Source organism: Pelorhabdus rhamnosifermentans (genome assembly GCF_018835585.1).
GTDB lineage: Bacteria > Bacillota > Negativicutes > UMGS1260 > UMGS1260 > Pelorhabdus > Pelorhabdus rhamnosifermentans.
This window is the reverse complement of the sequence record NZ_JAHGVE010000014.1, coordinates 76,892-103,114: the sequence shown is the minus strand read 5'-3', so window position 1 is coordinate 103,114 and position 26,223 is coordinate 76,892. Positions and strand designations below refer to the sequence as shown.

At 42.1% G+C, this 26,223-nt stretch carries 26 protein-coding genes, 1 riboswitch and 1 other annotated feature; of the genes, 23 read left to right on the top strand and 3 right to left on the bottom strand.

What is annotated here, in order from left to right; translation table 11 throughout:
* The first annotated feature begins 69 nt into the window (after window positions 1-69).
* From Ga0466249_RS16330 to Ga0466249_RS27250, 3 genes are all read left to right on the top strand, one after another.
* Entirely contained in the window at window positions 70-612 is a 543-nt protein-coding gene (locus tag Ga0466249_RS16330; RefSeq protein WP_215830551.1) for a biotin transporter BioY, read from the top strand.
* Window positions 613-775: 163 nt separating this feature from the next.
* Window positions 776-1,012 (top strand): hypothetical protein, encoded by a 237-nt coding sequence (locus Ga0466249_RS16325; RefSeq protein ID WP_215830550.1) that lies wholly within the window; start codon window positions 776-778, stop codon window positions 1,010-1,012.
* 519 nt (window positions 1,013-1,531) lie between these two features.
* Window positions 1,532-1,660 (top strand): hypothetical protein, encoded by a 129-nt coding sequence (locus tag Ga0466249_RS27250; RefSeq protein WP_281422658.1) that lies wholly within the window; start codon window positions 1,532-1,534, stop codon window positions 1,658-1,660.
* Between the two features lie 283 nt (window positions 1,661-1,943).
* Here the strand turns inward: Ga0466249_RS27250 and Ga0466249_RS16320 are convergent, their stop codons facing one another.
* Window positions 1,944-3,131, bottom strand: coding sequence for an MFS transporter (locus Ga0466249_RS16320; protein WP_215830549.1), 1,188 nt, complete (start codon window positions 3,129-3,131; stop codon window positions 1,944-1,946).
* Window positions 3,132-3,267: 136 nt separating this feature from the next.
* Between Ga0466249_RS16320 and Ga0466249_RS16315 the strand changes: the two genes are divergently transcribed.
* From Ga0466249_RS16315 to rbsB, 12 genes are all read left to right on the top strand, one after another.
* Window positions 3,268-4,635: an aminotransferase-like domain-containing protein gene (locus Ga0466249_RS16315; protein WP_215830548.1), complete on the top strand. Its 1,368-nt coding sequence runs from the start codon at window positions 3,268-3,270 to the stop codon at window positions 4,633-4,635.
* 635 nt (window positions 4,636-5,270) lie between these two features.
* Complete coding sequence (locus Ga0466249_RS16310; RefSeq protein WP_215830547.1) at window positions 5,271-5,426, top strand: hypothetical protein; 156 nt, start codon at window positions 5,271-5,273, stop codon at window positions 5,424-5,426.
* The gene (locus Ga0466249_RS16305) at window positions 5,426-5,605 is read left to right on the top strand and encodes a hypothetical protein (protein ID WP_215830546.1); all 180 of its coding nucleotides are present in this window, start codon (window positions 5,426-5,428) and stop codon (window positions 5,603-5,605) included. Before Ga0466249_RS16310 ends, Ga0466249_RS16305 begins: the two co-directional genes overlap by 1 nt.
* A 197-nt stretch (window positions 5,606-5,802) precedes the next feature.
* Entirely contained in the window at window positions 5,803-6,705 is a 903-nt protein-coding gene (locus tag Ga0466249_RS16300; RefSeq protein ID WP_215830545.1) for a hypothetical protein, read from the top strand.
* Between the two features lie 529 nt (window positions 6,706-7,234).
* Window positions 7,235-8,623 carry an NAD(P)/FAD-dependent oxidoreductase gene (locus tag Ga0466249_RS16295; RefSeq protein ID WP_215830544.1) on the top strand — a complete coding sequence of 463 codons (1,389 nt, stop codon included), beginning with the start codon at window positions 7,235-7,237 and terminating at the stop codon, window positions 8,621-8,623.
* Window positions 8,624-8,831: 208 nt separating this feature from the next.
* Window positions 8,832-10,184: an MATE family efflux transporter gene (locus Ga0466249_RS16290; protein WP_215830543.1), complete on the top strand. Its 1,353-nt coding sequence runs from the start codon at window positions 8,832-8,834 to the stop codon at window positions 10,182-10,184.
* A gap of 265 nt (window positions 10,185-10,449) precedes the next feature.
* On the top strand, window positions 10,450-11,466 hold the full coding sequence (locus Ga0466249_RS16285) for a LacI family DNA-binding transcriptional regulator (protein WP_215830542.1): 1,017 nt from the start codon (window positions 10,450-10,452) through the stop codon (window positions 11,464-11,466).
* 4 nt (window positions 11,467-11,470) lie between these two features.
* The gene (gene rbsK / locus Ga0466249_RS16280) at window positions 11,471-12,400 is read left to right on the top strand and encodes a ribokinase (RefSeq protein ID WP_215830541.1); all 930 of its coding nucleotides are present in this window, start codon (window positions 11,471-11,473) and stop codon (window positions 12,398-12,400) included.
* A complete protein-coding gene (gene rbsD / locus Ga0466249_RS16275; RefSeq protein WP_215830540.1) occupies window positions 12,397-12,792 on the top strand; it encodes a D-ribose pyranase in 396 nt (131 codons plus the stop codon). Before rbsK ends, rbsD begins: the two co-directional genes overlap by 4 nt.
* Before the next feature lie 13 nt (window positions 12,793-12,805).
* Entirely contained in the window at window positions 12,806-14,314 is a 1,509-nt protein-coding gene (locus Ga0466249_RS16270) for a sugar ABC transporter ATP-binding protein (RefSeq protein WP_215830539.1), read from the top strand.
* Window positions 14,311-15,255, top strand: a complete 945-nt coding sequence (locus Ga0466249_RS16265; protein ID WP_215830538.1) for an ABC transporter permease subunit — start codon at window positions 14,311-14,313, stop codon at window positions 15,253-15,255. The genes Ga0466249_RS16270 and Ga0466249_RS16265 overlap by 4 nt, the downstream gene beginning before the upstream one ends.
* 50 nt (window positions 15,256-15,305) lie before the next feature.
* A complete protein-coding gene (gene rbsB, locus Ga0466249_RS16260) occupies window positions 15,306-16,238 on the top strand; it encodes a ribose ABC transporter substrate-binding protein RbsB (RefSeq protein ID WP_215830537.1) in 933 nt (310 codons plus the stop codon).
* 65 nt (window positions 16,239-16,303) lie between these two features.
* Here the strand turns inward: rbsB and Ga0466249_RS16255 are convergent, their stop codons facing one another.
* Window positions 16,304-16,735, bottom strand: coding sequence for an EamA family transporter (locus Ga0466249_RS16255; RefSeq protein ID WP_215830536.1), 432 nt, complete (start codon window positions 16,733-16,735; stop codon window positions 16,304-16,306).
* Window positions 16,736-16,946: 211 nt separating this feature from the next.
* On the opposite strand from Ga0466249_RS16255, the gene bioB (Ga0466249_RS16250) reads away from it, so the two are divergent.
* Together bioB (Ga0466249_RS16250) and bioB (Ga0466249_RS16245) are read left to right on the top strand one after the other, a co-directional pair.
* Window positions 16,947-17,957 carry a biotin synthase BioB gene (gene bioB, locus Ga0466249_RS16250; protein WP_215830535.1) on the top strand — a complete coding sequence of 337 codons (1,011 nt, stop codon included), beginning with the start codon at window positions 16,947-16,949 and terminating at the stop codon, window positions 17,955-17,957.
* A 10-nt stretch (window positions 17,958-17,967) separates the two neighbouring features.
* The gene (gene bioB / locus Ga0466249_RS16245) at window positions 17,968-18,963 is read left to right on the top strand and encodes a biotin synthase BioB (RefSeq protein WP_215830534.1); all 996 of its coding nucleotides are present in this window, start codon (window positions 17,968-17,970) and stop codon (window positions 18,961-18,963) included.
* A 61-nt stretch (window positions 18,964-19,024) separates the two neighbouring features.
* On the opposite strand, the gene Ga0466249_RS16240 is transcribed toward bioB (Ga0466249_RS16245), so the two are convergent.
* On the bottom strand, window positions 19,025-19,171 hold the full coding sequence (locus tag Ga0466249_RS16240; RefSeq protein WP_215830533.1) for a hypothetical protein: 147 nt from the start codon (window positions 19,169-19,171) through the stop codon (window positions 19,025-19,027).
* 186 nt (window positions 19,172-19,357) lie between these two features.
* Between Ga0466249_RS16240 and Ga0466249_RS16235 the strand changes: the two genes are divergently transcribed.
* The 6 genes from Ga0466249_RS16235 (at window position 19,358) to Ga0466249_RS16210 (ending at window position 26,134) form a co-directional block, all read left to right on the top strand.
* On the top strand, window positions 19,358-20,293 hold the full coding sequence (locus tag Ga0466249_RS16235; protein WP_215830532.1) for a DMT family transporter: 936 nt from the start codon (window positions 19,358-19,360) through the stop codon (window positions 20,291-20,293).
* A gap of 55 nt (window positions 20,294-20,348) precedes the next feature.
* Window positions 20,349-20,568, top strand: a binding site (T-box leader).
* Between the two features lie 64 nt (window positions 20,569-20,632).
* Entirely contained in the window at window positions 20,633-22,174 is a 1,542-nt protein-coding gene (locus Ga0466249_RS16230; RefSeq protein ID WP_215830531.1) for a 2-isopropylmalate synthase, read from the top strand.
* Window position 22,175: 1 nt separating this feature from the next.
* The gene (leuC, locus tag Ga0466249_RS16225; RefSeq protein ID WP_215830530.1) at window positions 22,176-23,444 is read left to right on the top strand and encodes a 3-isopropylmalate dehydratase large subunit; all 1,269 of its coding nucleotides are present in this window, start codon (window positions 22,176-22,178) and stop codon (window positions 23,442-23,444) included.
* A complete protein-coding gene (gene leuD, locus Ga0466249_RS16220) occupies window positions 23,438-23,926 on the top strand; it encodes a 3-isopropylmalate dehydratase small subunit (protein WP_215830529.1) in 489 nt (162 codons plus the stop codon). Before leuC ends, leuD begins: the two co-directional genes overlap by 7 nt.
* A complete protein-coding gene (gene leuB / locus Ga0466249_RS16215) occupies window positions 23,923-24,999 on the top strand; it encodes a 3-isopropylmalate dehydrogenase (protein ID WP_215830528.1) in 1,077 nt (358 codons plus the stop codon). The genes leuD and leuB overlap by 4 nt, the downstream gene beginning before the upstream one ends.
* 80 nt (window positions 25,000-25,079) lie before the next feature.
* Window positions 25,080-25,184, top strand: a riboswitch (SAM riboswitch).
* Between the two features lie 125 nt (window positions 25,185-25,309).
* Window positions 25,310-26,134, top strand: coding sequence for a MetQ/NlpA family ABC transporter substrate-binding protein (locus Ga0466249_RS16210; protein ID WP_215830527.1), 825 nt, complete (start codon window positions 25,310-25,312; stop codon window positions 26,132-26,134).
* Window positions 26,135-26,223 lie beyond the last annotated feature (89 nt).

Sequence of the window (26,223 nt, the reverse complement as noted above, 5' to 3'; positions counted from 1 at the left end):
ACATTGATTTATACTTGCCAGTAGTTGTTAAGGGGAACTTCAGGTAAACGTTTTTGTGAGGAGGGTAATATGTCTCGAAGAAATAAGTTGAATGATATTATTTATGCAGGACTTTTCGCGGCTCTGACAGCAGTATTGGGGCTGATTTCGATACCGCTGCCCATAAGTCCTGTGCCTATTAGTGGGCAGTCTTTGGCTATTATGCTGGCGGGCAGTATTTTAACAGTACGACAAGCAGCTTATAGTGTGTTGACGTTCCTGTTCGTTGGAGCAGCCGGAGTACCGGTTATTTCGGGGGGGAATGGGGGAATTGGGGTTATTGTTGGCCCTAGAGGTGGCTATTTAATAGGCTTTTTAGCAGGCGTGATTGTTATTGGTTTAATAAAGGGATCCGGTAATAATATATGGCGTCTGGCTTTGGGTAATATTATCGGCGGTATTGTAGTAGTTTATATAATGGGTGTGCTGTGGTTGAGCTTTACTACAGGCATTGATTTGCAAAAAGCACTGATAGCGGGTGTTCTGCCATTTATACCAGGAGATTTGTGCAAGGTTTTTATAGCTTCGGTAATTGGGGTTGCTATTAATAAACGATTACATCAGGCTAGGTAAGATGAATTATGTTAAAAAGCAAGAAGGAGCCAATAAAGTAATAACCAAACAATCTTTAAAAATAGCAGAACGATTGAGCGTAAAAATTTTAACCTCTATCCTGGGCAGTTCAGTTGGGATAGAGGTTAAAATTTTTCTTATTGTAATGGAGGCGAGAACGTGAGTGAAAACCATAGATATTCAAATTGTCAATGATGATTGCCTGAAAGCACTGTGTACAATACCTGAGTTCGTGAAGTACACCGAGTGTTGTATAGAAAAGGCCAGGACCCTATTGAGGGCCCTGGCTAAGGAAGCGGAAGTTAACGCAGGGATGTTTAATGGCGGGGAAAACAAGATTGCCGAGGGAAGCAAGATTGTCGAGGGAAGCAAGACTGTCGAGGAAAACAAAATTGCCTAGGGAAACAAAATTGCCTAGGGAAACAAAATTGCCTAGGGAAACAGAATTGCCTAGGGAAACAGAATTGCCTCGGGAAACAGGATTGCCTCGGGAAACAGGATCCGAAGAAAAATTGTCGCTCGTTTTGCCCTTCGTCTTCCCGATATTCCGGATCATCGTCCCAGTCCTCTATTTCCGGGCCCTCCCAATCATGAGAAGCCATGTTAATGTTTCACCTCCTAATCTAATAGAGAAGTAGTTTCTCCATACATAATATGATAATAGTTAGTTATGGGTGACAAGTATTTCTGGCTTATAGGCTCTGTGCTGCTTCGCGCTGTAACTTCCAACACTATATAAAATTTGGTAATCTAGTAATTATGTGCATATCCAGACTGGGTAGGCGTTTTTTTTGCTTTTGTAACTAATTTGTAATATTTAATTGCTATAATTGTCACTGATAGTGAAAATGTCATCAAGGATTACTAGAAATAATGACGGTAAATAATATGATTAAAATTTGGCTGGGAGGTATTCGTGATGGACAGTACATCGGATAGTACGGATAGTAATATATTAAGTGAGGAAGAATTGGAAAAATTGTTGGCGGACATATCAACTATTCTTGATGATTTGGAAAAAGTAAATGCGTCAGAGATAGAAAAATAGACGGGACGTTTATCAAGCGCTGCAGAGATACAACAGCACGATCATGAGCGGTGGGAAGCATGAATCTGATAATATGGAAGATTGTCATTAACGATTAAACGATTGCATATGATACTAGAAGGCGGTGGGCTTGTGGCACTGCATACATAAACAGGGAAAGGTTGTTGAACAAGATGTGAATGTGCCGTGAAAGCGGCGGTGATTGTTCAACCTTCCCTGCACTAAAGGAATCCGGGCTGCTCAGATGAGTGGCCTTTTATATTTGCCAAACAAAAAGAACTTTTTAATGTTTGTTATCGACCATTGAACAGTTCTGTCCGGCTTTGTTTAACAGGAATTTGGCTGCAACAAGAATAAAAATAAAAATTCCAATTCCCAAAGTCAGCCATAAAATCGAATAGCTACTTATCGAAAGCAACCAACTGTTGAACAGCGTTCCTAATCCGCCGCCACCAAAGAGACCTAAGCCAATTAATGCCGATGGAAGTCCCTTGCTGTTACTTGACACATCAAAAGCGATTGTTGCTAAGGTAGATTGAATGAAAATATAGCCAAAGCCCAAACTAATGGTTGCTAAGCATCCGGCTTCCCAAGAGGGGAACATTATTAAAAGAACAGTTGCAAATAAGGCTAGATAACCACCCATAATAACGGTCTCTTTTTGTCCAATCCGTTGTTCCAGTTTTCCGACCTGCCCACCAGCTAAAAAGCAGGAGAACCCAAAGAACATGATGACGATGCCAACTTGTAGATAATTTAGTTCAACCATTTCATGCAAGAATGCTCCTAAATAACTATATAGTCCAAGTAATAAAAATCCGGCCCCAAAAGCCAAGGGGAAGATAACTTTTCCCTTTGGAGAGCGTGTTACTCGGTTAATTTCCGAAAAAAACTTATGACTTGTGTGAATAGACATACCTGGAGGTAGTTTTTTCAAAAGAAATACTGTACAAGCAGCTGCTATGGCAAAAAAGGCAAAGGATGTTCGCCAGCTAATATACTTAGCAAACGCTCCACCTAGTCCTGCACTTAAACCTTGACCGAGAAAAACAATTCCAATAAATATTCCCACATACTTTTGCCGTTCTGAAATTGGAACGGTATCGCCAATTAATGCCAGTGAAACAGCAATGATTCCAGCAGCAAAAAAGCCTGTAACTGACCGCCAAAAGCATAATATCCATAAAGAGTTTGCCGAAAAACAGCCTATTGTGCCTAAGGAAAGCCCTGCGACAATCCATTGTAGTAGTTTTGCTTTTCCAAAGCAATCACTGAGAAAGCCGTAGACAGGCTGCATGATTCCGTAAGGTATCAGATAGGCAGTCAATATTGCTCCAGCCTGAGTGATTGAGATATCGAATTCGGATGCGATCGCTGGTAAGATGGGGGAAATAACCCAGTTATCTGCTGCGGAAATAAATCCTGCAACACTCAATTTCCAAATAAGTGTTTTATTATTTAATTCAGCCATATCGCCTCATCCCTTTCATAAAACTGATTCTCGTTATATGATATTAGTACAGTTTTAAGTATATATAAGGAAAAAGTGAACTTCAAGAAGTTCATTTTAAATTGTACCGGTACAAAGCGGGGACGGGAGAGTGGTTATGAAATATAATCAAATAATTAATTATATTCAAAATGAAATTGACAATAAGCGTTTGCACAGTGGGGATAAAGTACTTTCAATAAGGGAAATGTCTTTGCTGTTTCATTGCAGTAAAGCTACGGTTATTCGGGCTTATAGTGAACTTGAAACGAAGCATATTTTATATTCTGTTCCGCAGAGCGGCTATTTTGTCGTGAATAACAACAGGGTAAATGCTTCTGGCATGTCTGTTATTGATTTCGCGTCAATGATGCCTGAATCTTCCATGATTCCTTATGTGGAATTTCGTCATTGCATCAATCAGGCATTAGATGTATATCAAGAAAAATCATTTATGTATAACGAAAAACAAGGGCTGCCTGATTTACGGGCAGCCCTATCAAAACAATTGCAGGATGTTCAAATTTTTGAAAACCCGGAAAATATCTATATTACTGCCGGTGCACAGCAAACTCTCGATATTCTGGTTAGAATGCCATCTCCTAATGGTAAAACTACCGTGTTAGTCGAACAGCCTACTTATTCCGGTATGCTGAAATCTTTAAAAATTGCCGGAGTTACGGCAGTTGGTATTACGAGAAATTATAATGGAATCAACTTTGATAAGTTAGAAAGCTTTTTTAAAAATGGAAATATAAAATTCTTTTATACCATGCCTCGTTATCAAAACCCTACGGGGACATCTTATTCATGCCAAGAGAAAAAAATGATTTTGGATTTGGCGTGTAAATACGATGTTTATATTGTGGAAGACGATTATTTAGCCGAGTTTAATTTTGACACAAAAGCAGATCCTTTGTATGCAATGGATGATTCGGAACATGTTATTTATGTCAAAAGTTATTCTAAAGTTTGCTTGCCTGGTTTGCGCATTGGTGCAGTATTATTGCCAAGAGCGTTTAGAAATGTATTTTTAGAATATAAGTGTTGTGTTGATCCTTATGTTTCTTCTATTTTGCAAGGAGCCTTAACGATGTTTATGAAAAATGGTATGTTTACTCATCACGTAAAAACGATTAAAAAGTTTTATCATAATCGTGCTTCCACTTTTGTACTTGCTTGTAAACAACTGCCTGTCGAAGTCATTTGGCAATATTTTGCTCATTGTGCCTTCGCTTTTCTAGAATTGCCTGATGAAATAAATTTTTCAAGTCTTATCGCGAGTCTACAAACGAAAAATATATTTATTCAAGGTGGAGATCTGTGGTATTTGCCTAATTTTGAGAAGAAAAATGGACTGAGATTATGTGTCTATCAAACGAATGAAGAGCAAATCACTACAGGGATAGCGATTATTGCTGAAGAGATCCGACACTGTCTAAGCTCAAAAAAAATAAATCTGACCGAATTCTTATATGAAGGTTAATTGATCAAAAAGGGCTTTCTGACGGTGAGAACTTAAATTTAATAGAAAATAGCTAGAACCTCGGTTTTTCTCAAAAGGTCAGCTTTTATGTGTGGAAAAGCCAGAGTTCTGGTCGCTACAGACTTGGAACTCTGACCTTTAAAGAAGGACTGGCGTATCTGCCATCCATGTTAATAAGATATTCAAGAATAAAAGTATTATGCATGGAAAAGCCAGATTCATGTCATATGTAGTGAAATGATATTAGGTAGAAAAAGTGCTTAATAGTGAGAGTTTAGCATCATAAGAGTAAACTATTGCATATGATATATTAGGCAGTGACCATTTATGGCATTGACCAATTAGAACACAGGGAAGGGCGATGAGCCAGATGGTGCTACGCCGCGGAAAGCGGCTTTGATTGCTCACCTTCCCTGCACTATAAGGATAACGACCGCCAGACAAGGACGGCCGTTTTATTTTGTCTACTAATTTTCAAAAGGAGAATTAGTGATGCCGGAACTAGCTGATTTATTAAAGCGAATTGAAGAACTTCGAAAGATTCTCAGGGGCTCTTTTCTTATGTATGAATATGGAAAGTGGTATTTAAATAGCAATAAATAAGCTGTCAACATAACATAATAGGGGGGAGTTTGATGAGATTAGGAAGTTTAAGTGCAAAGTACAAAAGCAGCGGTGATTTTGCCACAGTATCTTATCAATTTTCCAGCGCAGCGGAGAAGGTACCAGGCCCTTTTGGGCACTGGAAAATTGGGCGTCAGAATGTCTTAAACAGGCTAGGGGAACAATAATGTGTCCCTATGCTTATGATTGTAGGCATATTTGTCATGTCAATAGCGAGCATTACGAAGCGTGTGCGCGCTATCAGTTGGCTCATGTTATCGGTATTCAATTTGTGCCGCACGATATGACGTCGATTGATTATGCGAAAATATCGGAATTGATTAGAAAATGGAGCTGCGGGGACTGAACCCAAAAAATGTATCTAGGAGCTTTGAAATCCTCTATTTCGGCCAAAGGGCTTGGATAGAGGATTTTGTAATTTATTAACAGCAAAAATAAGATGTTTGAGTTGTCCATTCAGTAGGAGTTATGTAAACTGTCGGCGAATAATTAATCTCACCAATATCGCTTTATAAAAGCAGAGGAAGATGAGGGTTTTAAAAAGTGAAAAGAACAATGTCGATAGTATTTGGCATGCTTGTATTGAATTCTGCAATAGCCCTAGCAGATTCAGTAGTGCCGGTGGATGTTTCATTTCAAAATTGGAATATAAAGGGGAACTTTGATTATACTTTACACTATATAAACTCATCTCAAGTGTTGTCAAAAATCAGTATGCCACAAAATCAAAATATGAGTATTTTGACTACAAAGGTTAAGACTAATGATGAAAGTTACATAAACATACGATATGGGTCGACTGCGTTTGAGAACAAAGGAGCGGGTTCTGATTCGGACTGGCAGAACCCCGGCTCTAGTACAATAACGGACTATGGCACGATGAATTTTAATGGAAAACAAAAAATGTATTCCATAGATTTTGGAACGAAAGTTTTAGAAGACGAAAGGAATAACACGAGCATTTTTATTGGGTGGGGCGAGAATACGACTGATAATGCGCTAACGAACGTAATATATCATTTAGAAAGTGGTATAAATGTAGGAAATGTGCCCCAGTCAGACAATGGCAGTTATTTAAACGGAACTTTTAGCGGGTTACGCCTGGGTGCAGAAACTAGGTATAAAATCAATGAGAAACTTACACTGAACGGCGGATTGACTACATCATTTTTAACAGCAAAGGCCAATGGCCATTGGGGCAATCATTCTCCTGCCTGGGACTGGACTGACTCAGGAGATACGTTTGGATATAATATGAATATTGGTTTAAAATATGTATTTACTCGTAATACCTTAGCAGAAATAGGCTATTATTATTCCTATGCGAAGATGACCAATGGTAGTGAAACTCTGAATTATAATAATGGAATATCAGATAAATTTTCAGGAATAGGCTTGGAATATAAGCAACGAGGATATTATTTCGGCTTAAATGCTAAGTTGTAATTTAAAAATAGGACTTATATTTAAATTTTATGGGGATTTTGTATAGCTGACATGGAAAATCTTCCTCACTGGCTAAAATAGTTTTTATTTCTATCCTTGTCAGTAAGGAAGATTTTTCATACCTAGTTAGACAAAAATTCTTGTATCCTCTTATTGAGCGACATGAGAAATGGATGACAAATTGCTGTTCACTTTCTTCTGTGTCTTCTTTTTTGCTTCTTTTTTCATTTTTTCTTTATTCTTAGGATTTTTATCTCCCATAATCAATACCTCCCTTTGATATGAACCCCCTGATATGCTCAAAAGTTTCATTAGCTGTCACATTGTAACAACTTGCTTTTATTATATCACTTTTACCAATAATATTATAATGGACGTATCATAATAGATTTGCCCTATTTATCCGAAAAAATGACCTTGTCACAGAAAAATACAGACTTTTAAAAGTTTTTCTATACAGAACATCTGGAATAAAGTATAATAGCGGATGGCCTGTAAAAGAGAGAGCTTTATAAAGGAGTGACTTAAAATGAAACATAAATTTGATATTGGAATTATTGGTGGCGGTCCTTCTGCAATATATGCGGCCTACGATTTAATCAACAAACATCCTACAGCGAAGATTATCATGGTAGAAGAGGGCAATGACATTTATGCGCGGCGTTGTCCTATTGCCGAAAAGAAAGTGACAAGCTGTATTCGCTGTACGCCTTGTGGGATTATGCGCGGTTTCGGTGGTGCAGGTGCTTTTTCTGATGGTAAATATAACTTTACAACGCAATTTGGCGGTTGGCTTAATGAATATATTCCCGATCAACGAGTTTTGGATTTAATTGATTATGTTGATGACATTAATACAAAATATGGAGCGCCTTCTGAAAGTTTTAGTACGGCTAACAGTAATATTGGCAATTTGGCTTTGCAGCATGACTTGCATTTACTTGATGCGAAGGTACGTCATTTAGGTACTGAGAACAATCTGAAGATATTAGAAAATCTTTATGAGTTTTTAAAAGAAAAAATCACGATGTTATTTCAATGCCATGTCGTGACAATTAAGCCTGAGCATCCAGGGTTTCACTTAGACATTGAAGGATCTTGTGATGCAGTGGAATGCGACTATCTAATTGCTGCCCCCGGACGTGCTGGGTCGGAGTGGTTTTCGAACCAATGTCATGATCTGAACCTTCCTCTTAAGAATAATCAAGTCGATGTTGGCGTTCGCGTGGAAATTCCAGCCGGAATATTTAATCATATTACAGATGAAGTTTATGAAGCGAAACTAGTTTATCGTACTAAGCAATATGGTGATTTAGTTCGTACTTTCTGTATGAACCCCAAAGGATATGTAGTAGCGGAAAATACGGATGGTATTGTTACGGTAAACGGTCATAGCTACCGTGATGAAAAGCTTCATAGCAAGAATACCAACTTTGCTTTGCTTGTCAGCAATACCTTTACAGAACCTTTCAATGAGCCTCATCAATACGGCAAGCGGATAGCTTCTTTTTCCAACATGCTGGGTGGTGGTGTATTAGTGCAGCGTTTTGGTGATCTAATTAAGGGTCGGCGCACAAATGAACATCGTTTGGAACAAAGTTTTACAAAACCAACCCTTAAGGCCACGCCAGGTGATTTAAGCCTTGTTCTACCGAAACGGCATTTAGATAATATTATTGAAATGATTTATGCTCTTGACGAAATTGCACCAGGCTTGGCTAATGATGACACTCTTTTATACGGAGTAGAAGTCAAGTTCTATAGCTCCCGTTTAAATCTTACGAGTGAATTAGAAACAGACATTGAGAATATGTTTGCAATTGGTGATGGTGCAGGGATTACACGGGGGTTGTCACAGGCCAGTGCGACGGGTGTTCTTGTTGCTGAGGCTATTGGCAAACGACTCGACTTGAAGTAAAAAATGAGAGCAGGATTTTGTTGCTTTGTGAAGAAAATATAGAATTAAATCAATCATTTTTTGAAAAATTTATGCTATGTGTGCCTACTCAAACGGATAATAAGGTTGGCATTTCTTCTAAATTTTGGAGAAATGCCTTTTTGAATGGTCCTATTAGGCTGTGGACATAATGAGAAAGTAGTTTTTGTTGATTGAAAGGAGGCCCCGAATGAATCATTCAGCACAATTGGGTGATGAAAAAATAGGCACACTTCTATGGAAATTTTCACTTCCTGCTATGGTTGGAATGATCGTCAATGCTTTATATAATATTATTGACAGTATTTTTGTTGGAAATGGTGTAGGTGAAGTTGGTCTCACTGCGGTTACCATCGCTTTTCCCATTATGACGATTTTAATGGCTTTTGGTATGCTGATTGGTGTGGGAGCTACGGCACTTATTTCCATTCGGTTGGGTGAAAAAAGAATTGATGATGCCGAGCGGATTCTTGGGAATGCCTTGTCGCTTGTTTTTTTAATTACAGTTCTTCTTACGCCTGTTGTGCTTTACTTTCTTGATCCCATTTTAATTGTCATTGGAGCGAGTGAGAACGTTTTACCTTATGCTCACGATTTTACGCAAATTATTTTAATTGGTAATATTTTTATGTTTCTTAGCTTTGGTTTGAACAATCTCATTCGTGCTGAAGGCAATCCGCGCTTAGCCATGTTCACGATGTTGATTTCGGCTGGACTCAATACGATATTGAATCCATTATTTATTTTTATTTTTCACTGGGGTATTCGTGGTTCAGCTTATGCGACGGTTTTATCACAGTTTGTTGCTGCCGTATGGGTGATGTCTTATTTTTTTGGTAAACAAAGTTTATTAAAGTTTCGCCGTAAAAATTTTTCTTTGAATAAGTCCATTGTTTGGGGGATTTTTTCAATTGGTCTGTCTCCCTTTTTGATGCAAATTGCGGCAAGTGTCATTAGCCTTTTGTCCAATGTTGCGCTGCTAACTTATGGTGGCGATTTGGCTGTGGCGGCAATGGGGATTATTACGCGTGTGACTATGTTGATTCTGATGCCTATTTTCGGGATACAGCAAGGTGTTCAGCCGATTATTGGCTATAATTATGGTGCGAAAAATTATGGTCGAGTGATTGAGGCACTCAAAAAAGCCATCCTTGCGGCGACACTTGTTTCTACAGGGGGATTTTTGATTGTTCAGTTATTTGATACGCACATTATGCGTATTTTTAACGGTAATCAGGAGCTCATTCAGTTTGGTTCGCAGGGATTACGTATTTATCTTGCCCTGTTGCCGATTATTGGCTTCCAAATTGTTAGCGCCAATTATTTTCAGGCTGTAGGCAAGGCGAAATATGCTATTCTTTTCAGTACATCCCGTCAGGTCATTATTTTGATTCCTCTGCTCATTATTTTACCTCACTTTTTAGGTGTCACTGGGATTTGGGTTGCCAGTCCGATTGCTGATTTTTTTGCTTCTCTGATTACGGGTGTGTATCTGTGGCGTGAATTAGGCAAGTTAACGAAAATGCATCAGCCTATCTGTTGATTGGATTCTTAGCCTTCTGTTTTTTGCATCACTGGACGATCTGTCCGGCAGATGCTTTTTTTTTGTATGAAAAGTAGGCAATTCAGATGATACATATAGGACTGCAGAAACTCTCTTACGGGGACCTAAATAGTCCCTATAAGAGAGAAAATGTCCCAATATAAGAATTTTTTTTATTATCAATTTTTTTATCCATAATAGCAGGAATTTTGAAAAAAGTGCCTAATTATAATTTTTGTAAACGTTTACAAGAAGAGGTGTCGTTATGACGGGACAGGAAAAAAATGATCCGATAACCCTTCATGACGTAGCGGAAGCAGCGGGGGTATCGATTGCGACTGTATCGCGAGTAATCAATGGTAAGCGTGTTTCGCTTCAGAAACAGCAGCAGGTTTTAGGGGCCATTAAAAGGCTTGATTATCGCCTCAATGTTGTGGCTCGATCGCTTAAAATACGTCAGTCGCAGTGTGTGGGTTTAATTATTCCTGATATTGAAAATCCCTTTTTTCCTGCTCTCGTGCGTGGAGTGGAAGACGTTTGTCGTGAAGCAGGTTATGCTGTTTTTCTGTGTAATACCGATGGCTTATTGGCAGATGAAGCACGTTATTTGGATTTTATGGCTAGCAGACAAGTGGACGGATTGCTATTTGCTGCCGGACAGTATCAATCGGATGCAATGGATTTGTTACAACAAATCGGGTTGCCTCTTGTGTTGATTGACAGGCAAGTCAGTGCGACTTTACCCTTGCCACGTGTGGGAACAGATAATTTCTCCGGAGCTTATGAAGCTGTGAAGCATTTGTTTGCTGTGGGATGTCAGAGGGTCGGCATGATTGGTGGCCCCGATCATTTGTCGACAAGTTGTGAACGTGAGGCAGGATTTCGTTCTGCTTGCTGTGAGCAAGGGAGAGAGAATAGCGCTGAATTGATCACGAAGGGCGACTTTTCATTTGAAAGTGGGTATGAAGGTGCTAAGAGCTTACTAGCTCAACATGTGGATGGCATTTTTGCAGCCAATGATATGATGGCAATTGGTTGTCTGGAATATGCTGCTGTGCAAGGTATTTCTGTTCCTCATGAATTGGCTATTATTGGTTTTGATGATATTCGTCTAGCAGCCTGGGTTAAACCTTCTTTGTCAACGATTCGGCAGCCTGTATATGAAATTGGACGCATGGCTTGTGAGAATTTGCTCGCCTTGCTTCGTGGTGAAAAAATTGAGCCTGTACATTTGTTTGTGCCTGAGCTTATTGCCAGGCAGTCTACGCGGAGAGGTGAATAGATAAATGGGCTTTGCCATTGTTGTTGTAGGTAGCTTAAATATGGATTTAGTTGCTCAAGTCGAAAAATTGCCTGAAACGGGTCAAACGGTGCCTGGTAGTTCTTTTGCTACCTATCCGGGCGGCAAAGGAGCTAATCAAGCTGTAGCTGCGGCTAAATTAGGCGGTCAAGTGATTATGGCAGGTTGTGTTGGTCAGGATGCTTTTGGCAAGGAGCTTATGGATAGTTTAGCGGATAGCCGTGTAAATACGCAGCATGTTCGTAAAACTGATCAAGTGACAGGCACGGCGCTCATTACGGTGGCAGAGGATGGTAAGAATACGATTGTTGTTGTGCCTGGTGCTAATGCGATTACATGTAGTCGTGATGTTGATGCTGCTCTTCAAGCAGTGAGAGATCCAGGAATTTTACTTTTACAGCATGAAATTTCCTCAGAAACAGTGGCTTATGCGATCAAAACAGCCAAAGCCGCAGGCTGGCGTGTCATGGTCAATCCTGCGCCAGCCCGACTGATTACTGATACGTTATATCCGCTTATCGATTTTTTAACACCCAATGAAACGGAAGCGGCTATGTTAAGCGGTGTAGCCATTACATCGCGGGAACAAGCAAAGCAGGCAGCGAAAGTGCTTTTGGCTAAAGGTGTTCAAAACGTGATTATTACCTTGGGAGAACAAGGCGCTTTATGGGCAACAAAGGAGAAGCAAGGTTTTGTTGAGCCTGTGTTTGTGCAGGCAGTCGATACAACGGCAGCGGGCGATGCTTTTAGCGGGGCTTTGGCAGCGGGATTATCTGAGGAAAAGACGCTTAGTCAAGCGCTTGAGTTCGCTTCTTATGCTGCGGCTATTGCTGTTACTCGGCCTGGTGCGCAACCCGCTCTGGCAACAACGTCGGAAGTTGAGCAATTGATGGAGAAAAGAGGAATCAAGCGATGAATAAACGGGGTGTATTAAATCCTTATATCAGTTCAGTTATTGCGGGAATGGGTCATGGCGATATGCTTGTGATTGGCGACGCCGGTCTACCTGTTCCAGAGGGGGTTTCTTGTATTGATGTATCTGTCATAGCGGGGATTCCACGTTTTACGCAGGTACTTACCGCTGTATTGGGGGATCTTGCTGTTGAAAAGGCTTATATTGCCTCGGAAATGGCGGGACAAAATCCTGCTGTTTATGAAGAGACAGTTAAGCAGCTAGATTCGATTGCCATACAGGCCATGAGTCATGAAGAACTGAAGGTCCTGTCAGATAAAGCGTGTGTTGTGATTCGCACAGGTGAATGCACGCCTTTTGCCAACGTAATTCTTGTGGCTGGTGTCACTTTTTAGAAGGGAGAAAGCCATGACAAATGAAGCGGCCTTGCTGACCATGAAGGGCATTACCAAGACATTTCCTGGTGTAAAAGCATTGGATAAATTTGATTTTGTATTGAAGGCCGGTGAAGTTCATGCATTGCTAGGGGAAAATGGTGCAGGAAAATCAACTCTCATGAAGGTTCTTAGTGGTGTTTATCAAGCCGATGAAGGGGAAATTCTGCTGAACGGGATGCAAGTAAAGTTGACAAGTCCCCGGTCTGCTCTTGATTTAGGCATTGGCATTATTCATCAGGAATTAAATCTTATTCCCGGACTTACGGTGATGGAAAATATTTATTTAGGCCGAGAACCCAAAAAATTTGGTGTTGTTGACTTTGACCGTATGCGTCAGAAGACGAAGCAGGTTTTGGATGAACTAGGCACGACCATGGCTCCTGAAACACTTGTCGCTGATCTCAGCATTGGTGAACAGCAACTCGTGGAAATTGCTAAAGCTTTGTCTTATGCCAGCCGCATCCTTATTATGGATGAACCGACAACAGCTTTGACAGAAACGGAGACATCCGGTCTGTTTGCGACCATTGAAAGACTGACCGAAAAAGGATTGGCCATTGTTTATATTTCTCATCGTATGGGTGAAATTTTTCGTATTTGCCATCGTGTGACAGTCATGCGTGATGGCAAATACGTTGGGACAGTGGTGACAGCTGGAACGACTTTTGAGGAGCTTATTCGCATGATGGTTGGCAGGGAACTTTCTTCTTTGTTTCCCAAAGAATCTGTTGTGATTGGTGAAGAGGTATTGAAAGTAGAAAATTTGTCTTCGGCTGCAGGTCTTCAGGATGTTAGCTTTTCTTTATGCAAGGGTGAAATTTTAGGTGTTGCGGGTTTAATGGGGTCCGGGCGAAGTGAGCTTGCTAGGGCTTTATTTGGCGCAGATCCTATGACGAGTGGAACCATTGCACTCAATGGCCAGCGTTGCAACATTAGCGGGCCTCAGGATGCCATTGATGCAGGCATAGGTCTTATTACCGAGGATCGCAAGCAACAAGGATTGGTTCTGGAAATGTCTGTGGGCCAGAACATGTCCTTGGCTTCGCTGAGGACATGGAGTCCATTCGGGGTGATTCATGAGAAAGAAGAAAAGTCTGCCATTGCTGCTTATATCAAGCAACTCAACATTCGCACACCAAGTGCTGAAAAGTTGGTCAATGAATTGAGTGGCGGCAATCAACAAAAAGTAGTGATTGCTAAATGGCTGGCGACTCAGCCGAAAGTATTGATCATGGATGAGCCGACACGCGGTGTTGATGTGGGAGCCAAAGCGGAAATTTATCAAATAATGAATATGCTTGTGACCCAGGGAGTAGGGATTCTTATGATATCGTCTGAACTACCGGAAGTATTGGGGATGAGTGATCGCGTCCTTGTCATGCAGGGTGGGAAGCTTGCGGCTATCTTGCCGATTGAGCAAGCTACGCAAGAATCAATTATGGCCTATGCCGCTGGCGGCGAAGGGGGGGATTCTAGATGAAATTTGATTATCACAGTATTATTCGAAAAATGGGTCCCCTATTGGGGCTATTACTCCTGGGCATTATCCTGACACTTTTGTCAGACCGGTTTTTATCTGTTAACAATCTATTGAATGTGGCCAGACAGGTTTCGATTAATGCTATTATCAGTGTAGGAATGACGCTTGTTATTTTAACAGGTGGCATCGACTTATCTGTTGGTTCTATTTTGGCTTTATCAGGCAGTATTACGGCAGGTCTTATGGCGGGGGGCACAACCCTGGTTGTTGCACTGATTGCTGGTATAGCTATTGGTTCGCTGCTTGGAATTGTCAATGGATTGCTTGTGACAAAAGGCAAAATTCAGCCGTTTATTGCGACTATGGGTATGATGACTATTGCCAGAGGAGTTACTTTAGTTTACACGGAGGGTCGTCCTGTTACAGGTATGGAAGGCGCTTTTCGCTTTTTAGGCGGCGGCTATGTGGTTGGTATTCCTTTTCCTGTGATCTTAATGGCAATTATTTTTGCTGTTGCTTATTTTGTTTTGAAGAAGACCTGTTTTGGACGGTATATTTATGCGATTGGCGGCAATGAAGAAGCCGCACGCCTGTCAGGCATCCGCACAGATCGGGTTATTGTTGCAGTTTATACCTTAGCTGGTTTTTTTGCCGGTTTAGGCGGTATTATTATGGCCTCGCGGTTAAATTCCGCTCAGCCCACAGCAGGTATGGGTTTTGAACTGGATGCCATTGCAGCTGTTGTGCTTGGCGGTACCAGCCTCTCCGGTGGTATTGGCACGATTGGTGGAACTCTGATTGGTGCATTGATTATTGGTGTCCTTGATAATGGTTTGAATTTACTGAATGTGTCTTCTTTTTATCAGCAAGTAGCCAAAGGTTTGGTTATTTTGATTGCTGTATTGTTAGACCGAAAACGCAATAAAGGGGGGAAATGCTGACTCATTTGTGGAGCGTCATCAAGATAACCCAAAAAAGAGGAGGAATTTTAATGAATCATTTTTTGCAAAAAAACAAGTTTGTTGTGATGTTCGTTATGGCACTCTTTAGCTTGAGCATTCTTGTGGCTGGCTGTGGTGGTACGACGGATCAAAAAGTCGCCGATAATAAAAAGGTCGTCATTGGATTGAGTATTTCTACGCTGAATAATCCGTTCTTCGTTGACTTGCGCGATGGTGCTCAGGAAGCAGCTAAGGCTCAAGGGGCAGAACTAATGGTGGAAGATGCCCAAAATGATGCGGGTAAGCAGTTGGCGAATATTGAAAACATGATTCAACAAAAAGTTAGCTTGATTATTGTGAATCCCGTCGATTCTAAGGCGATTGTACCGGCTATTGAGGCAGCAAACAAAGCCGGGATTAAGGTTATTACGGTAGACCGTGGCGCTGATGGCGGCCAAGTCGTTGCAGCCATTGCGTCAGATAATGTGGCTGGTGGAAATATGGCTGCCAAATACATGTTGGAAAAATTGGGCAACAAAGGCAAGATTGTTGAATTGGAAGGTATTCCTGGTACAAGTGCTGCCAATGATCGTGGAAAAGGTTTTCATGAAGGGCTGAAAGGTGCTGCCGATGTGACGGTTGTTGCTAAACAGCCAGCCGATTTTGACCGTGCCAAAGGGTTAAAGGTTATGGAAAATATTCTCCAAGCCAATCCTGACATCCAGGCTGTTTTTGCTCATAATGATGAAATGGCTTTAGGCGCTTTAGAAGCCATCAAAGCCGCTAATAAAACGGGTATTTTTGTCATCGGATTTGATGCTACAGCCGATGCTGTAAAAGCGGTAAAAGACGGTTCTTTACTTGCGACAGTGGCTCAAAAACCGAAAGATATGGGGAAAGTCGCTGTAGAAACGGCATTGAAGGTGCTAAAAGGTGAAACCGTTCCAGCATCTATTCCAGTGGGGTTAGATTTAATTAAATAATTGTCTGTTCGTCTTATTAAACAAGCTCTCGCTAACCATGCGGGAGCTTGTTTTCAAAAATGAGATTATGAAAAAGCAACGAGAATAGCTCCAATGCCAATGAGTGTGATGCCTGTTCCACCAAGGATACTCACTCGTTCTCCTAAAAAGATCATAGCTAAAATAGCCGCCATTACTACACTTAATTTGTCAATGGGTGCCACTTGTGTAACCTTGCCGTATTTCAGTGCCAAGAAGTAAAACAGCCAGGAAAGGGCTCCGGCTACGCCGCTGAGGACAATGAAGGTAAAGGCTTTTGTATCCGTTAAAACGTGGGGGATTTGTCGTAAATTTCCTTGACAGGCAATGACGATTAGTAAAAATACGGCCATAATGACAGAACGAATAGCCGTAGCTGTATTGGCATCGACGGATTGCAAGCCGATTTTGCCAAAGATCCCGACTAAAGAAGCCGTTAACGCCGATAAAAGTGCATAGACTAGCCAAAGATGATCCATGTGTAATCTCTCTCTTTCATATAATAGTGAAATGAAAAATTTACCATTATCGTAGCATGGGAGCAGGAAAATAACAACCAAAATGTTCTTTACTTTTTGTTCATTACCCCCTACAATAATATTGTTAACAACTCGCTTTTTATAAGTTAACTATTTTTTTATCTAATATGTTAACCTTAAATTATTTAATGGTTTACAAAAGGAGGAAGCCATGGATGGTCTAGCAATTGTGGCTTTAGGCGAAAAGGTATTGTCTGGTGTTCCTATGACTTATGCTGAGGCACTTGATTTAGAGACAGTCAAAAGTGAAGATATACCACTATTTTCTGCTTATGCTCATAAAATTCGCAGTAAGTTTGCGGGGAAAGACGTTGAATTGTGCGGCATCATTAATGTCCGTTCAGGAATGTGCAGCGAAGACTGTAAATTTTGCGCGCAATCTGTCTATCATGAGACGGATTGTCCCGTCTATCCGCTTATGGGGCAAGACGAAGTCGTCCAGAGGGCGGAGGATATTGCGGTGGCTGGAGCCAAACGGACGAGTTTGGTGACAAGTGGCAAGGGGATGAACGACGACCCTGATTTTCCAGAAGTTATAGCTGAACTGAAGGCGGTTAGGGTGAAAACGGGTTTAAAGGTTTGTGCAAATCTTGGTACACTCACGCTGGAACAGGCAAAAATCCTATTCCATGCGGGTGTAAGACGCTATGCTCATAATATTGAAACAAGCGCTCGCTTTTACCCTTATATCTGTACGACTCATCCTTATGAAGAACGTATTGCGACGATTAAGGCCGCTAAAGAAGCGGGAATGGAGCTTTGTACAGGCGGGATTATTGGGCTCGGTGAAACGTGGCAGGATCGCGTGGATATGGCTTTTTCCTTACAGGAACTTGAGGTTCATTCAGTTCCGATTAACATATTAAATCCCATTAAAGGCACGGCTTTAGAAGGGCAAGCACCGCTCAATGTGCTGGAAATATTAAAGACTTTTGCACTCTTTCGGTTTATTCTGCCTGATAAAATCATTCGTCCTGCCGGCGGGCGAGAAATGAACTTGCGCGATATGCAAGGGGCGTTGATGCTAGGCGGTGCGAATGGTCTGATTATCGGCAATTACTTAACATTTACCGGGCGCAATGCGGCGGCTGATTTTACCATGGTGAAAGATGCAGGACTAACGATTACGTCAGGCTTGGATTTGGATAAACAGGAAGGGTAGGTAAACAAAAATGAGTTACGATTTGATTTTTTCACTGGGTAAAAAAGTATTAGAAGGAGGCAACATTACTTTTGATGAGGCCATGGCTTTAACGGAAGTTGAGGAAGTCGATGTGCCTATTTTGCTTGCCATGGCCAACAAGGTACGTGAGAAATTCACGGGAAAAGCAGTGGATACCTGTCAGATTGTGAATGCCCGTTCAGGAGGATGCTCGGAAAACTGTAAATTCTGTGCGCAATCGGGTCATCATGAAGTCAAGCTTGATGTCTATCCTCTTATGACGGAAGAGGAAATTGTTCAGGCAGCTAAAAAGGCTGAAACAGCGGGGGCCTATCGCTTCTGTATTGTCACAGCTGGCAGAGGGATGGAAGACGATAAAGATTTTGAAAAAATTCTCGGTGCCATTCGTCGTATCGGCAAGGAAACCCATATCAATCGTTGTTGCTCCCTTGGTACCTTGCAAGACGAGCATGTGGCGGCACTGAAGGCCGCTGGTATTACACGCTATCATCATAATTTAGAAACCAGTTCCAGTTATTTTGACCACATCTGTACGACTCATACTTTTGAGGAACGTGTGGCAACAATAAAAAAAGTCAAGGCTGCTGGGCTCCAGGCCTGTTCGGGGGGGATTATTGGCTTGGGTGAATCATGGCGCAATCGGATTGAAATGGCTTTTACGTTAAAAGAACTTGATGTGGATTCTATCCCCATGAATATTTTAAATCCGGTGAAAGGCACGGCCTTGGAGGGTCAGCCGCAAATTCCGCCGCTGGAAATATTACAGTGTTTTGCTATTTTTCGGCTGATTTTGCCTACGAAGATTCTTCGGTATGCAGGCGGCAAGGAACGAAATCTCGGTGATTTAGTACCCCTTGGCTTCTTGTCCGGTATTAATGGTATGCTTATTGGTGACTATTTGACAACGAAAGGCCGTGGGGCTTCGAAAGATTTAACTACAGTCAATGAGCTTGGACTCAGTCCGTTATGTGCGAAAGAGGTATAAAGGCGATATTACTTGAATAAAGCAAAGGACCGCGCAAAAAAAACTGCGCGGTCCTTTGCTATTAACTGCCTTCACCGTGTTTGGCATGTGAGTGTTTGGCGTTTTTCATGCTCTTTGACCCCGTACGAGGTTCTTGTAAACGAGCTTCTTGAAAGCGCGAACTCAATTCCGGGAGTGGATTTACTGGCTGCGTTTTGTTTTTAGGCATTTGTATTCTCCCTCCTTGTTGCACGATTGTAAACGAAGGCGACTTTAGTTTGTGAATAATAATTTTTTATTATAATTAGTAATAAATGGAATAAATTTATATCAAGCAAGGAGATTGTAGTTTATAGGGCGAAACTTAAGAAAAGGTAATTTTGAGTCATGCTTTTACTTGTTAAGGGGGAACAAAATGTCTACTACTCGTATCTATGTTATGATGGTTTTTACAGCTTTATTTTGGTCAGGGGCATTTATTACAGGGAAATTGGCAATCAGAGAATTTCCCGCTTTTTCCTTAACATTTTTTCGATTTCTCTTCGCACTGCCCTTTATTTTTGCTGTTCTTTACTGGAAAGAACGGCCGCATTTTTTTCCAAACAGGAAAGCATGGCCATCACTCATTTTGCTTGGCGTGATGTGTACCTTTCTTTATCATGCATTGTTTTTTTCTGCTTTGCAATATACAACAGCCATGAACGCCTCACTGCTTGGCGCCACTAATCCCATGGTGACAGCCTTATTGGCCTGTTTATTTTTCAGGGAAAAACTGGGTCTATTGCAAGTCACAGGCATTGTTTTATCCTTTAGTGGCGTCGTTCTCATTGTAACGGATGGTGGAGCTTTGTTTACATCAGGACTAGAGGTTAATCCGGGTGATTTTCTAATGTTTGCTGCTGTGTCCAGTTGGGCTGTTTATGCACTTGTTAGCAGGAAAGTCATGCTCCTTTATAAGCTTTCACCGCTGATGATGACAGCTTATACTTTTTTAGTCTGTACGATTTTTGCCATTCCCTTTGTAGGATGGGAAAATCCCGCTGTATACTGGCAAGGCATTACCTTTGGCGGCTGGCTGTCTGTTTTATATATGGCTGTGTTTGCATCCGTTCTGGGCTATTTATTTCAGATGATGGCGATTCAGCAGATTGGAGCTCCGCGGACGGCTATATTTATGAATCTTGTTCCTGTGTTTACTGTTATTCAGTCTATGCTGATTCTTGGGGAGTCTTTCAGTTTACTTAAGGCTGTCAGTACTTTTTTGATTCTTATTGGCGTTTATTTTGCGACGCGGCCAGCGAAAGATTCTATGCCGATTCTTGTTGCCGTAAATTCTAAAAATGTTCGTTAAGTGAATTTTGTTACAAAAATACCTTGACAAAACCGTAACTTGTTGTAATAATGTAAAGCAAGTGATGAATGGGACATAGAAATTTTAACAAACAAATCAAGAGAGCTGGTGGATGGTGCGAACCAGTGCTGTTGTTAAGATTCACCTCACCCATGAACTCTTGTGCTGATTCTTTTTTGGACTAGGTACAAGCGCGCCGGGCGTTAACCGAAGGGCGTCTTTTTTGATGCCGGAGAAAAAAAGTAGGGTGGTACCGCGTATTCAGCGCCCCTATTGGCAATGATTTGCCAATAGGGGCGCTTTTTTATTCTAAAATCATGAAATTATGGAGGACTGGGAATGGCTGACAAACGAATTTATATTTTTGACACGACACTGCGTGATGGCGAGCAAACGCCTGGCGTATCGCTCGGGGCCGATGACAAATTGGAGATTGCCCGGGCCTTGGCTAAATTGAAAGTGGATGTGATTGAAGCAGGATTTCCTGTTGCTTCACCAGGCGATTTTGCTGCTGTACGCAAGGTTGCTACACAGATTAAGGGGCCTGTTATTGCGGCTTTGGCGCGGGCCAGTCGCAATGATATTCATGAGGCCTATGAGGCTCTTAAATATGCGGAGCAGCCGCTGATTCATACTTTTTTGGCTACAAGCGATATTCATATGGAATATAAGCTGAAGATGACACGGGCACAGGTGTTGTCTCATATTAGCGAAGCTGTTCGTTACGCTCGTACACTTGTCGATGAGGTGGAATTTTCCGCTGAAGATGCGTCACGTTCCAATTGGGATTTTCTTTGCATGGCTTATAGCCAGGCTATTGCAGCAGGGGCTACTGTCATTAATGTGCCTGATACGGTGGGATATATGGTTCCCGAGGAATTTGCTAAACTGATTGTTTATTTGCGTGAAAATATTACGGATGTGGATAGCGTCAGAATGAGCGTACACTGCCACGATGATTTGGGCATGGCTGTGGCCAACTCATTAGCTGGAATCGGCGCGGGAGCGCTTCAGATTGAAACAGCGATGAATGGTCTTGGCGAACGTGCGGGGAATGCGGCTCTGGAGGAAGTGGTCATGGCCCTCGCTACTCGCAAGGATTATTTTGGCTGTGTAACAGGTCTTGATACACAGCAGATTTATCGCACTTCAAGGCTTGTCAGTACTTTGAGTGGTATTTTGACGCCCCCGAATAAAGCCATTGTAGGTGACAATGCTTTTGCCCATGAGTCAGGTATTCATCAGCATGGTGTGCTGAATAATGTGGAGACTTATGAAATTATGCGCCCTGAATCGATTGGCATTAAGAAAAGCCGCCTTGTTCTTGGTAAGCACAGCGGACGTCATGCTTTTGAAGAACGCCTGCAAGAACTGGGCTATCAATGTTCAGAGGAGCGCATTCACGAATTGTTTATGAAGTTTAAGGAATTGGCTGATCGTAAGAAAACAATTTTTGATGAAGACCTTGAGGCTTTGATTACCGAAAAAACGACCGAAATATACGAGAAGTTTAGACTGCTGTCTCATCAAGTTATTAGTGGTAATGAGGCGATGGCCACCGCTACGGTACGGATCGAGACAGATCATGGAATTATTGAAAAGGCCTGTGCGGGTTCAGGTCCGCTTGATGCACTCTTCAATGCGATTGCGGCTAGCATGAATCAGGATATTGTTTTGAAAGACTTTCAACTCAAAGCGGTAACTTCTGGGGAAGATGCCTTAGGTGAAGCCCTTGTCAGGGTGGAAAGAGACGGACGGATTTATAGTGGACGCGGCATTAGTACGGATATTATTGAATCAAGTGCGAAGGCCTATTTGCAGGCCGTAAATAAATTATGTGCAGCAAGTGGCACAGTTGCTGCTAATGTAGGAGTGAATTAGTATGAGATCGATGACGATGACGGAAAAAATTTTAGCCAGCCATGCCGGAATGGACAGTGTAGAGCCAGGGCAGCTTATTGAATGTCACGTAGATATTGTTCTTGGTAACGATATTACAACGCCGCCAGCCATTAAGGAATTTAACAGAATTGGCAAAGGGGTTTTTGATAAAGACAAGATTGTTCTTGTACCTGATCACTTTGTACCTAATAAAGACATTAAATCCGCTGAAATGGTGCGTGCTGTTCGGGAATTTGCCCGCAAGCATGATATTACCCATTTTTTTGAGGTGGGGCGCATGGGCATTGAACATGTGTTGCTACCTGAAAGTGGCTTGGTTGCGCCAGGTGAGGTTATTATTGGCGCTGATTCTCATACCTGTACCTATGGCGCATTGGGGGCTTTTGCAACAGGTGTCGGTTCCACAGATATGGGAGCTGCTATGGCGACAGGCCGTACGTGGTTTAAAGTGCCCTCGTCCATTAAAGTTGATGTCATTGGAAAATTACCGCGGTGGGTGAGTGGTAAGGATGTTATTTTGACGCTCATCAGTCGTGTCGGTGTTGAAGGCGCCCGTTATCAGTCACTGGAATTTATAGGTCCTGGTATCCAAGAGCTTACGATGGCTGATCGATTCACTATTTCTAACATGGCCATTGAAGCCGGGGCGAAAAATGGAATTTTTCCTGTTGATGAGCAGACGGAAAAGTATCTGGCAGGCCGGACGAACAAGGTGTGGAACAAGGTTGTGGCGGATGTTGGGGCGGCCTATGACCGTCAGATTACCCTGGATTTATCGGCATTACGGCCTGTTGTTGCTTTGCCGCATTTACCTGAAAACGTGAAAGCTGCTATCGATTTGTCTGATACGGCCATTGACCAAGTTGTCATTGGTTCCTGTACGAACGGACGGATTGAGGACTTGGCGCAAGCGGCTGAGATTTTTCAAGGAAGAAAGGTTCATCCGAAAGTTCGAACCATTATTATACCAGGCAGTCAGGCCGTTTATTTAGAAGCAGTGAAAAAAGGTTATGTTGAGATATTTATTACGGCGGGTGCTGTTGTGAGTACGCCTACTTGCGGTCCTTGTCTTGGCGGCTATATGGGCATACTTGCCAAGGGGGAAAAAGCTGTTTCCACAACGAATCGCAACTTCCGCGGTCGTATGGGACATATTGATAGTGAAATCTATCTGGCCGGTCCGGCTGTTGCGGCAGCAAGTGCTATTGCGGGTAAAATTGCAAGTCCTGAGGAGGTATTCGTATGTTAACGGGAAAAGTATGGCGTTATGGAGATAATGTAGATACAGATGTGATTATTCCTGCTCGTTATTTAGTGACAGCTGAACCACGAGAATTGGCCAAACATTGCATGGAAGATATTGATGCGTCTTTTGCCGGAAAGGTAGCAGCAGGCGATATTTTAGTGGCAGGTCGGAATTTTGGCTGCGGTTCGTCACGGGAACATGCGCCTCTTGCTATCAAAGGTTGTGGCGTACCTTGCGTGATTGCGGAGAGCTTTGCACGAATTTTTTACCGTAATGCCATTAATATTGGGCTTCCCATGCTGGAAATCGGTACTCAAGTTAAGGAAATTCATGCCGGAGACGAACTGGAAATCGATTTAGCTGCTGGACAGATTCATAATGTGACAACCGGAGATACTTTTCAGGCTGAACCTCTGCCGGAATTTATTCAAAAAATTGTTACAGCCGGTGGATTGATTGAATATCTCAAGGAGGCGGAATCATGAGTTATGATGTTGCAGTCATTGGCGGCGATGGAATCGGTCCGGAAATCGTAGCTGAAGCGCAGCGCGTACTTCAAGCGGCACTCAAGCAGTATGGAAAATCGGCTGAGTTTACGTCTTGTCTAGCAGGAGGTGCGGCCATTGATGCTGTCGGTCATCCCTTGCCTAAAGAGACGCTGGCAGCAGCGCACAAGGCTGATGCCGTACTGCTTGGTGCTGTGGGCGGACCTCAATGGGATACTGTCGAGCCGGAACTACGGGCGGAAAAGGCCATTTTAGGGTTACGGCAGTCATTGGAGCTTTATGCAAATTTACGCCCCATTCGGGTACCTGCCATACTTGCGGAACGTTCTCCCCTCAAGGCTGAAAAGGTTACAGGTGTGGATATTCTCATTGTTCGGGAATTGAGTGGTGGCATTTATTATGGTGAACGGCAGGAAGGGGCTGTGCAGGATGGTGTGGAACAGGCATTTGACAAGGAAAGTTACAGTGTGCCTGAAATAGAACGGATTACGCGGTTTGCTTTTCGAGCGGCAAAGTTGCGTCGGAATAAGGTGACATCTGTTGATAAGGCCAATGTTTTGGCAACGTCACGTTTATGGAGACGGACAGTTGAAAAATTGGCAGCAACTGAACCGGAGATTAAGGTCAATCACTTGTACGTTGATAATTGTGCCATGCAGCTGATTTTAGCGCCCAAGCAATTTGATGTGATTGTGACAAATAATTTGTTTGGTGATATTTTAAGTGATGAGGCGGCCGTGATTGCCGGGTCGATTGGCATGTTGCCTTCGGCAAGTATTGGTAGCGGTACGGGGCTTTACGAGCCTATTCACGGTTCGGCACCGGATATTGCGGGCCGTGGTCTGGCCAATCCTCTGGGAACAATTCTTTCTGCTGCGCTTTTACTGCGTTATTCTTTAAAGGAAGAAGCAGCAGCTTGCCTGATTGAGGCGGCTGTAGATAAGGTACTTGAAGAAGGGTATGGTACAATTGATTTAGTTCAATCGGGTATGACGCAAGTGACAACAAGCGAAATGGGAAGGCTTGTTGAACGCCAAATAGGTAAAATTTAAAAATAAAAAAGTATTGACAGCTTTGTAAAGTAAATGATAACATTAATTTAATGTTACACGATAATTTAATATTACTGTGACTCTTATCCAGAGTGGTCGAGGGACTGGCCCAATGACACCCGGCAACCTGCAGCAATGCGGTGGTGCTAAATCCAGCAGGACAATTTTGTTCTGGAAGATGAGGGGAAAAGTGGAACGCAACTAAACGTTTACCCCTTTCCTCGGAAGGGGGTTTGTTTTATTTAATACGGATTCTTTAGCTTTGTTTATTCTATCATTAAAATTAGTATGACTGGAAAGGGTGTTTATAATGAAAAAGTTTATTGGTATTTTTTCGTTAGTCTTATCTTTCGTATTTCTATTAACTGGCTGCGGCGGTAATACAGCAAATAATTCAAATAATGGGACTCAGGCTAAAACCGTTCTCAAAGTGGGGGCTACGGCTGTACCTCACGCGGAAATTCTAAACTTTGTGAAGCCGCTATTAGAAAAAGAAGGAATTGATTTACAAATTGTTGAGTTTAGTGATTATGTTCAGCCCAATACGGCATTAGCTGATAAGGAATTAGATGCTAACTTTTTTCAACACATTCCTTATTTAGAGAAATTTGCTTCAGAGCATAATTTGCCATTGACCTATACGGTTCCTGTACACATTGAGCCCATGGGTGTTTATTCGAAAAAGGTGAAAAACCTTGCTGACATTGCTTCGGGTGCTGAGATTGCTGTGCCGAGTGATCCGACAAATGCCGGACGGGCTTTGGCTTTGCTGGAAAAAGCCGGTCTGATTAAACTGAAAGAGGGCGTGGGTATTAAAGCGACAGTAAGCGATATCGCCGAGAACCCCAAAAATTTAAAGTTTCGTGAATTAGAAGCACCACTTTTGCCGCGGGCCTTGGATGATGTGACTGCCGCTGTGATCAACACGAATTATGCTCTGGAGGCCAAGCTTGTGCCAACAAAGGATGCACTTATTATTGAAGATAAGAATTCTCCTTACGTGAATATTTTAGCCATCCGGAAAGGTGACGAAAATCGTCCGGAGATTCAAAAGTTATCAAAAATCTTAAATTCTGATGAAGTAAGGAAATTTATCCAAGATAAATATCAAGGAGCTGTTGTACCAGCCTTCTAAAGAATGATAAGCAGATAAGCGACTTTATTGCATCATGTGATAAAGTCGCTTTTTTATGACTTTTATAACAAAAAAACGAAAGGCAAAAA

Excerpts from the sequence above, each read along its gene's own strand:
- Ga0466249_RS16270 (WP_215830539.1), top strand. The coding sequence starts at position 12,806 with ATGACAAATGAAGCGGCCTTGCTGACCATGAAGGGCATTACCAAGACA.
- Ga0466249_RS16305 (WP_215830546.1), top strand. The coding sequence starts at position 5,426 with ATGTGTCCCTATGCTTATGATTGTAGGCATATTTGTCATGTCAATAGC.
- Ga0466249_RS16295 (WP_215830544.1), top strand. The coding sequence starts at position 7,235 with ATGAAACATAAATTTGATATTGGAATTATTGGTGGCGGTCCTTCTGCA.
- Ga0466249_RS16330 (WP_215830551.1), top strand. The coding sequence starts at position 70 with ATGTCTCGAAGAAATAAGTTGAATGATATTATTTATGCAGGACTTTTC.
- Ga0466249_RS16315 (WP_215830548.1), top strand. The coding sequence starts at position 3,268 with ATGAAATATAATCAAATAATTAATTATATTCAAAATGAAATTGACAAT.
- rbsD (WP_215830540.1), top strand. The coding sequence starts at position 12,397 with ATGAATAAACGGGGTGTATTAAATCCTTATATCAGTTCAGTTATTGCG.
- rbsB (WP_215830537.1), top strand. The coding sequence starts at position 15,306 with ATGAATCATTTTTTGCAAAAAAACAAGTTTGTTGTGATGTTCGTTATG.
- Ga0466249_RS27250 (WP_281422658.1), top strand. The coding sequence starts at position 1,532 with ATGGACAGTACATCGGATAGTACGGATAGTAATATATTAAGTGAGGAA.
- Ga0466249_RS16240 (WP_215830533.1), bottom strand. The coding sequence starts at position 19,171 with ATGCCTAAAAACAAAACGCAGCCAGTAAATCCACTCCCGGAATTGAGT.
- Ga0466249_RS16255 (WP_215830536.1), bottom strand. The coding sequence starts at position 16,735 with ATGGATCATCTTTGGCTAGTCTATGCACTTTTATCGGCGTTAACGGCT.
- rbsK (WP_215830541.1), top strand. The coding sequence starts at position 11,471 with ATGGGCTTTGCCATTGTTGTTGTAGGTAGCTTAAATATGGATTTAGTT.
- Ga0466249_RS16320 (WP_215830549.1), bottom strand. The coding sequence starts at position 3,131 with ATGGCTGAATTAAATAATAAAACACTTATTTGGAAATTGAGTGTTGCA.
- Ga0466249_RS16230 (WP_215830531.1), top strand. The coding sequence starts at position 20,633 with ATGGCTGACAAACGAATTTATATTTTTGACACGACACTGCGTGATGGC.
- leuB (WP_215830528.1), top strand. The coding sequence starts at position 23,923 with ATGAGTTATGATGTTGCAGTCATTGGCGGCGATGGAATCGGTCCGGAA.
- Ga0466249_RS16235 (WP_215830532.1), top strand. The coding sequence starts at position 19,358 with ATGTCTACTACTCGTATCTATGTTATGATGGTTTTTACAGCTTTATTT.
- bioB (WP_215830535.1), top strand. The coding sequence starts at position 16,947 with ATGGATGGTCTAGCAATTGTGGCTTTAGGCGAAAAGGTATTGTCTGGT.
- Ga0466249_RS16210 (WP_215830527.1), top strand. The coding sequence starts at position 25,310 with ATGAAAAAGTTTATTGGTATTTTTTCGTTAGTCTTATCTTTCGTATTT.
- bioB (WP_215830534.1), top strand. The coding sequence starts at position 17,968 with ATGAGTTACGATTTGATTTTTTCACTGGGTAAAAAAGTATTAGAAGGA.
- Ga0466249_RS16310 (WP_215830547.1), top strand. The coding sequence starts at position 5,271 with ATGAGATTAGGAAGTTTAAGTGCAAAGTACAAAAGCAGCGGTGATTTT.
- Ga0466249_RS16265 (WP_215830538.1), top strand. The coding sequence starts at position 14,311 with ATGAAATTTGATTATCACAGTATTATTCGAAAAATGGGTCCCCTATTG.
- Ga0466249_RS16290 (WP_215830543.1), top strand. The coding sequence starts at position 8,832 with ATGAATCATTCAGCACAATTGGGTGATGAAAAAATAGGCACACTTCTA.
- leuC (WP_215830530.1), top strand. The coding sequence starts at position 22,176 with ATGAGATCGATGACGATGACGGAAAAAATTTTAGCCAGCCATGCCGGA.
- leuD (WP_215830529.1), top strand. The coding sequence starts at position 23,438 with ATGTTAACGGGAAAAGTATGGCGTTATGGAGATAATGTAGATACAGAT.
- Ga0466249_RS16285 (WP_215830542.1), top strand. The coding sequence starts at position 10,450 with ATGACGGGACAGGAAAAAAATGATCCGATAACCCTTCATGACGTAGCG.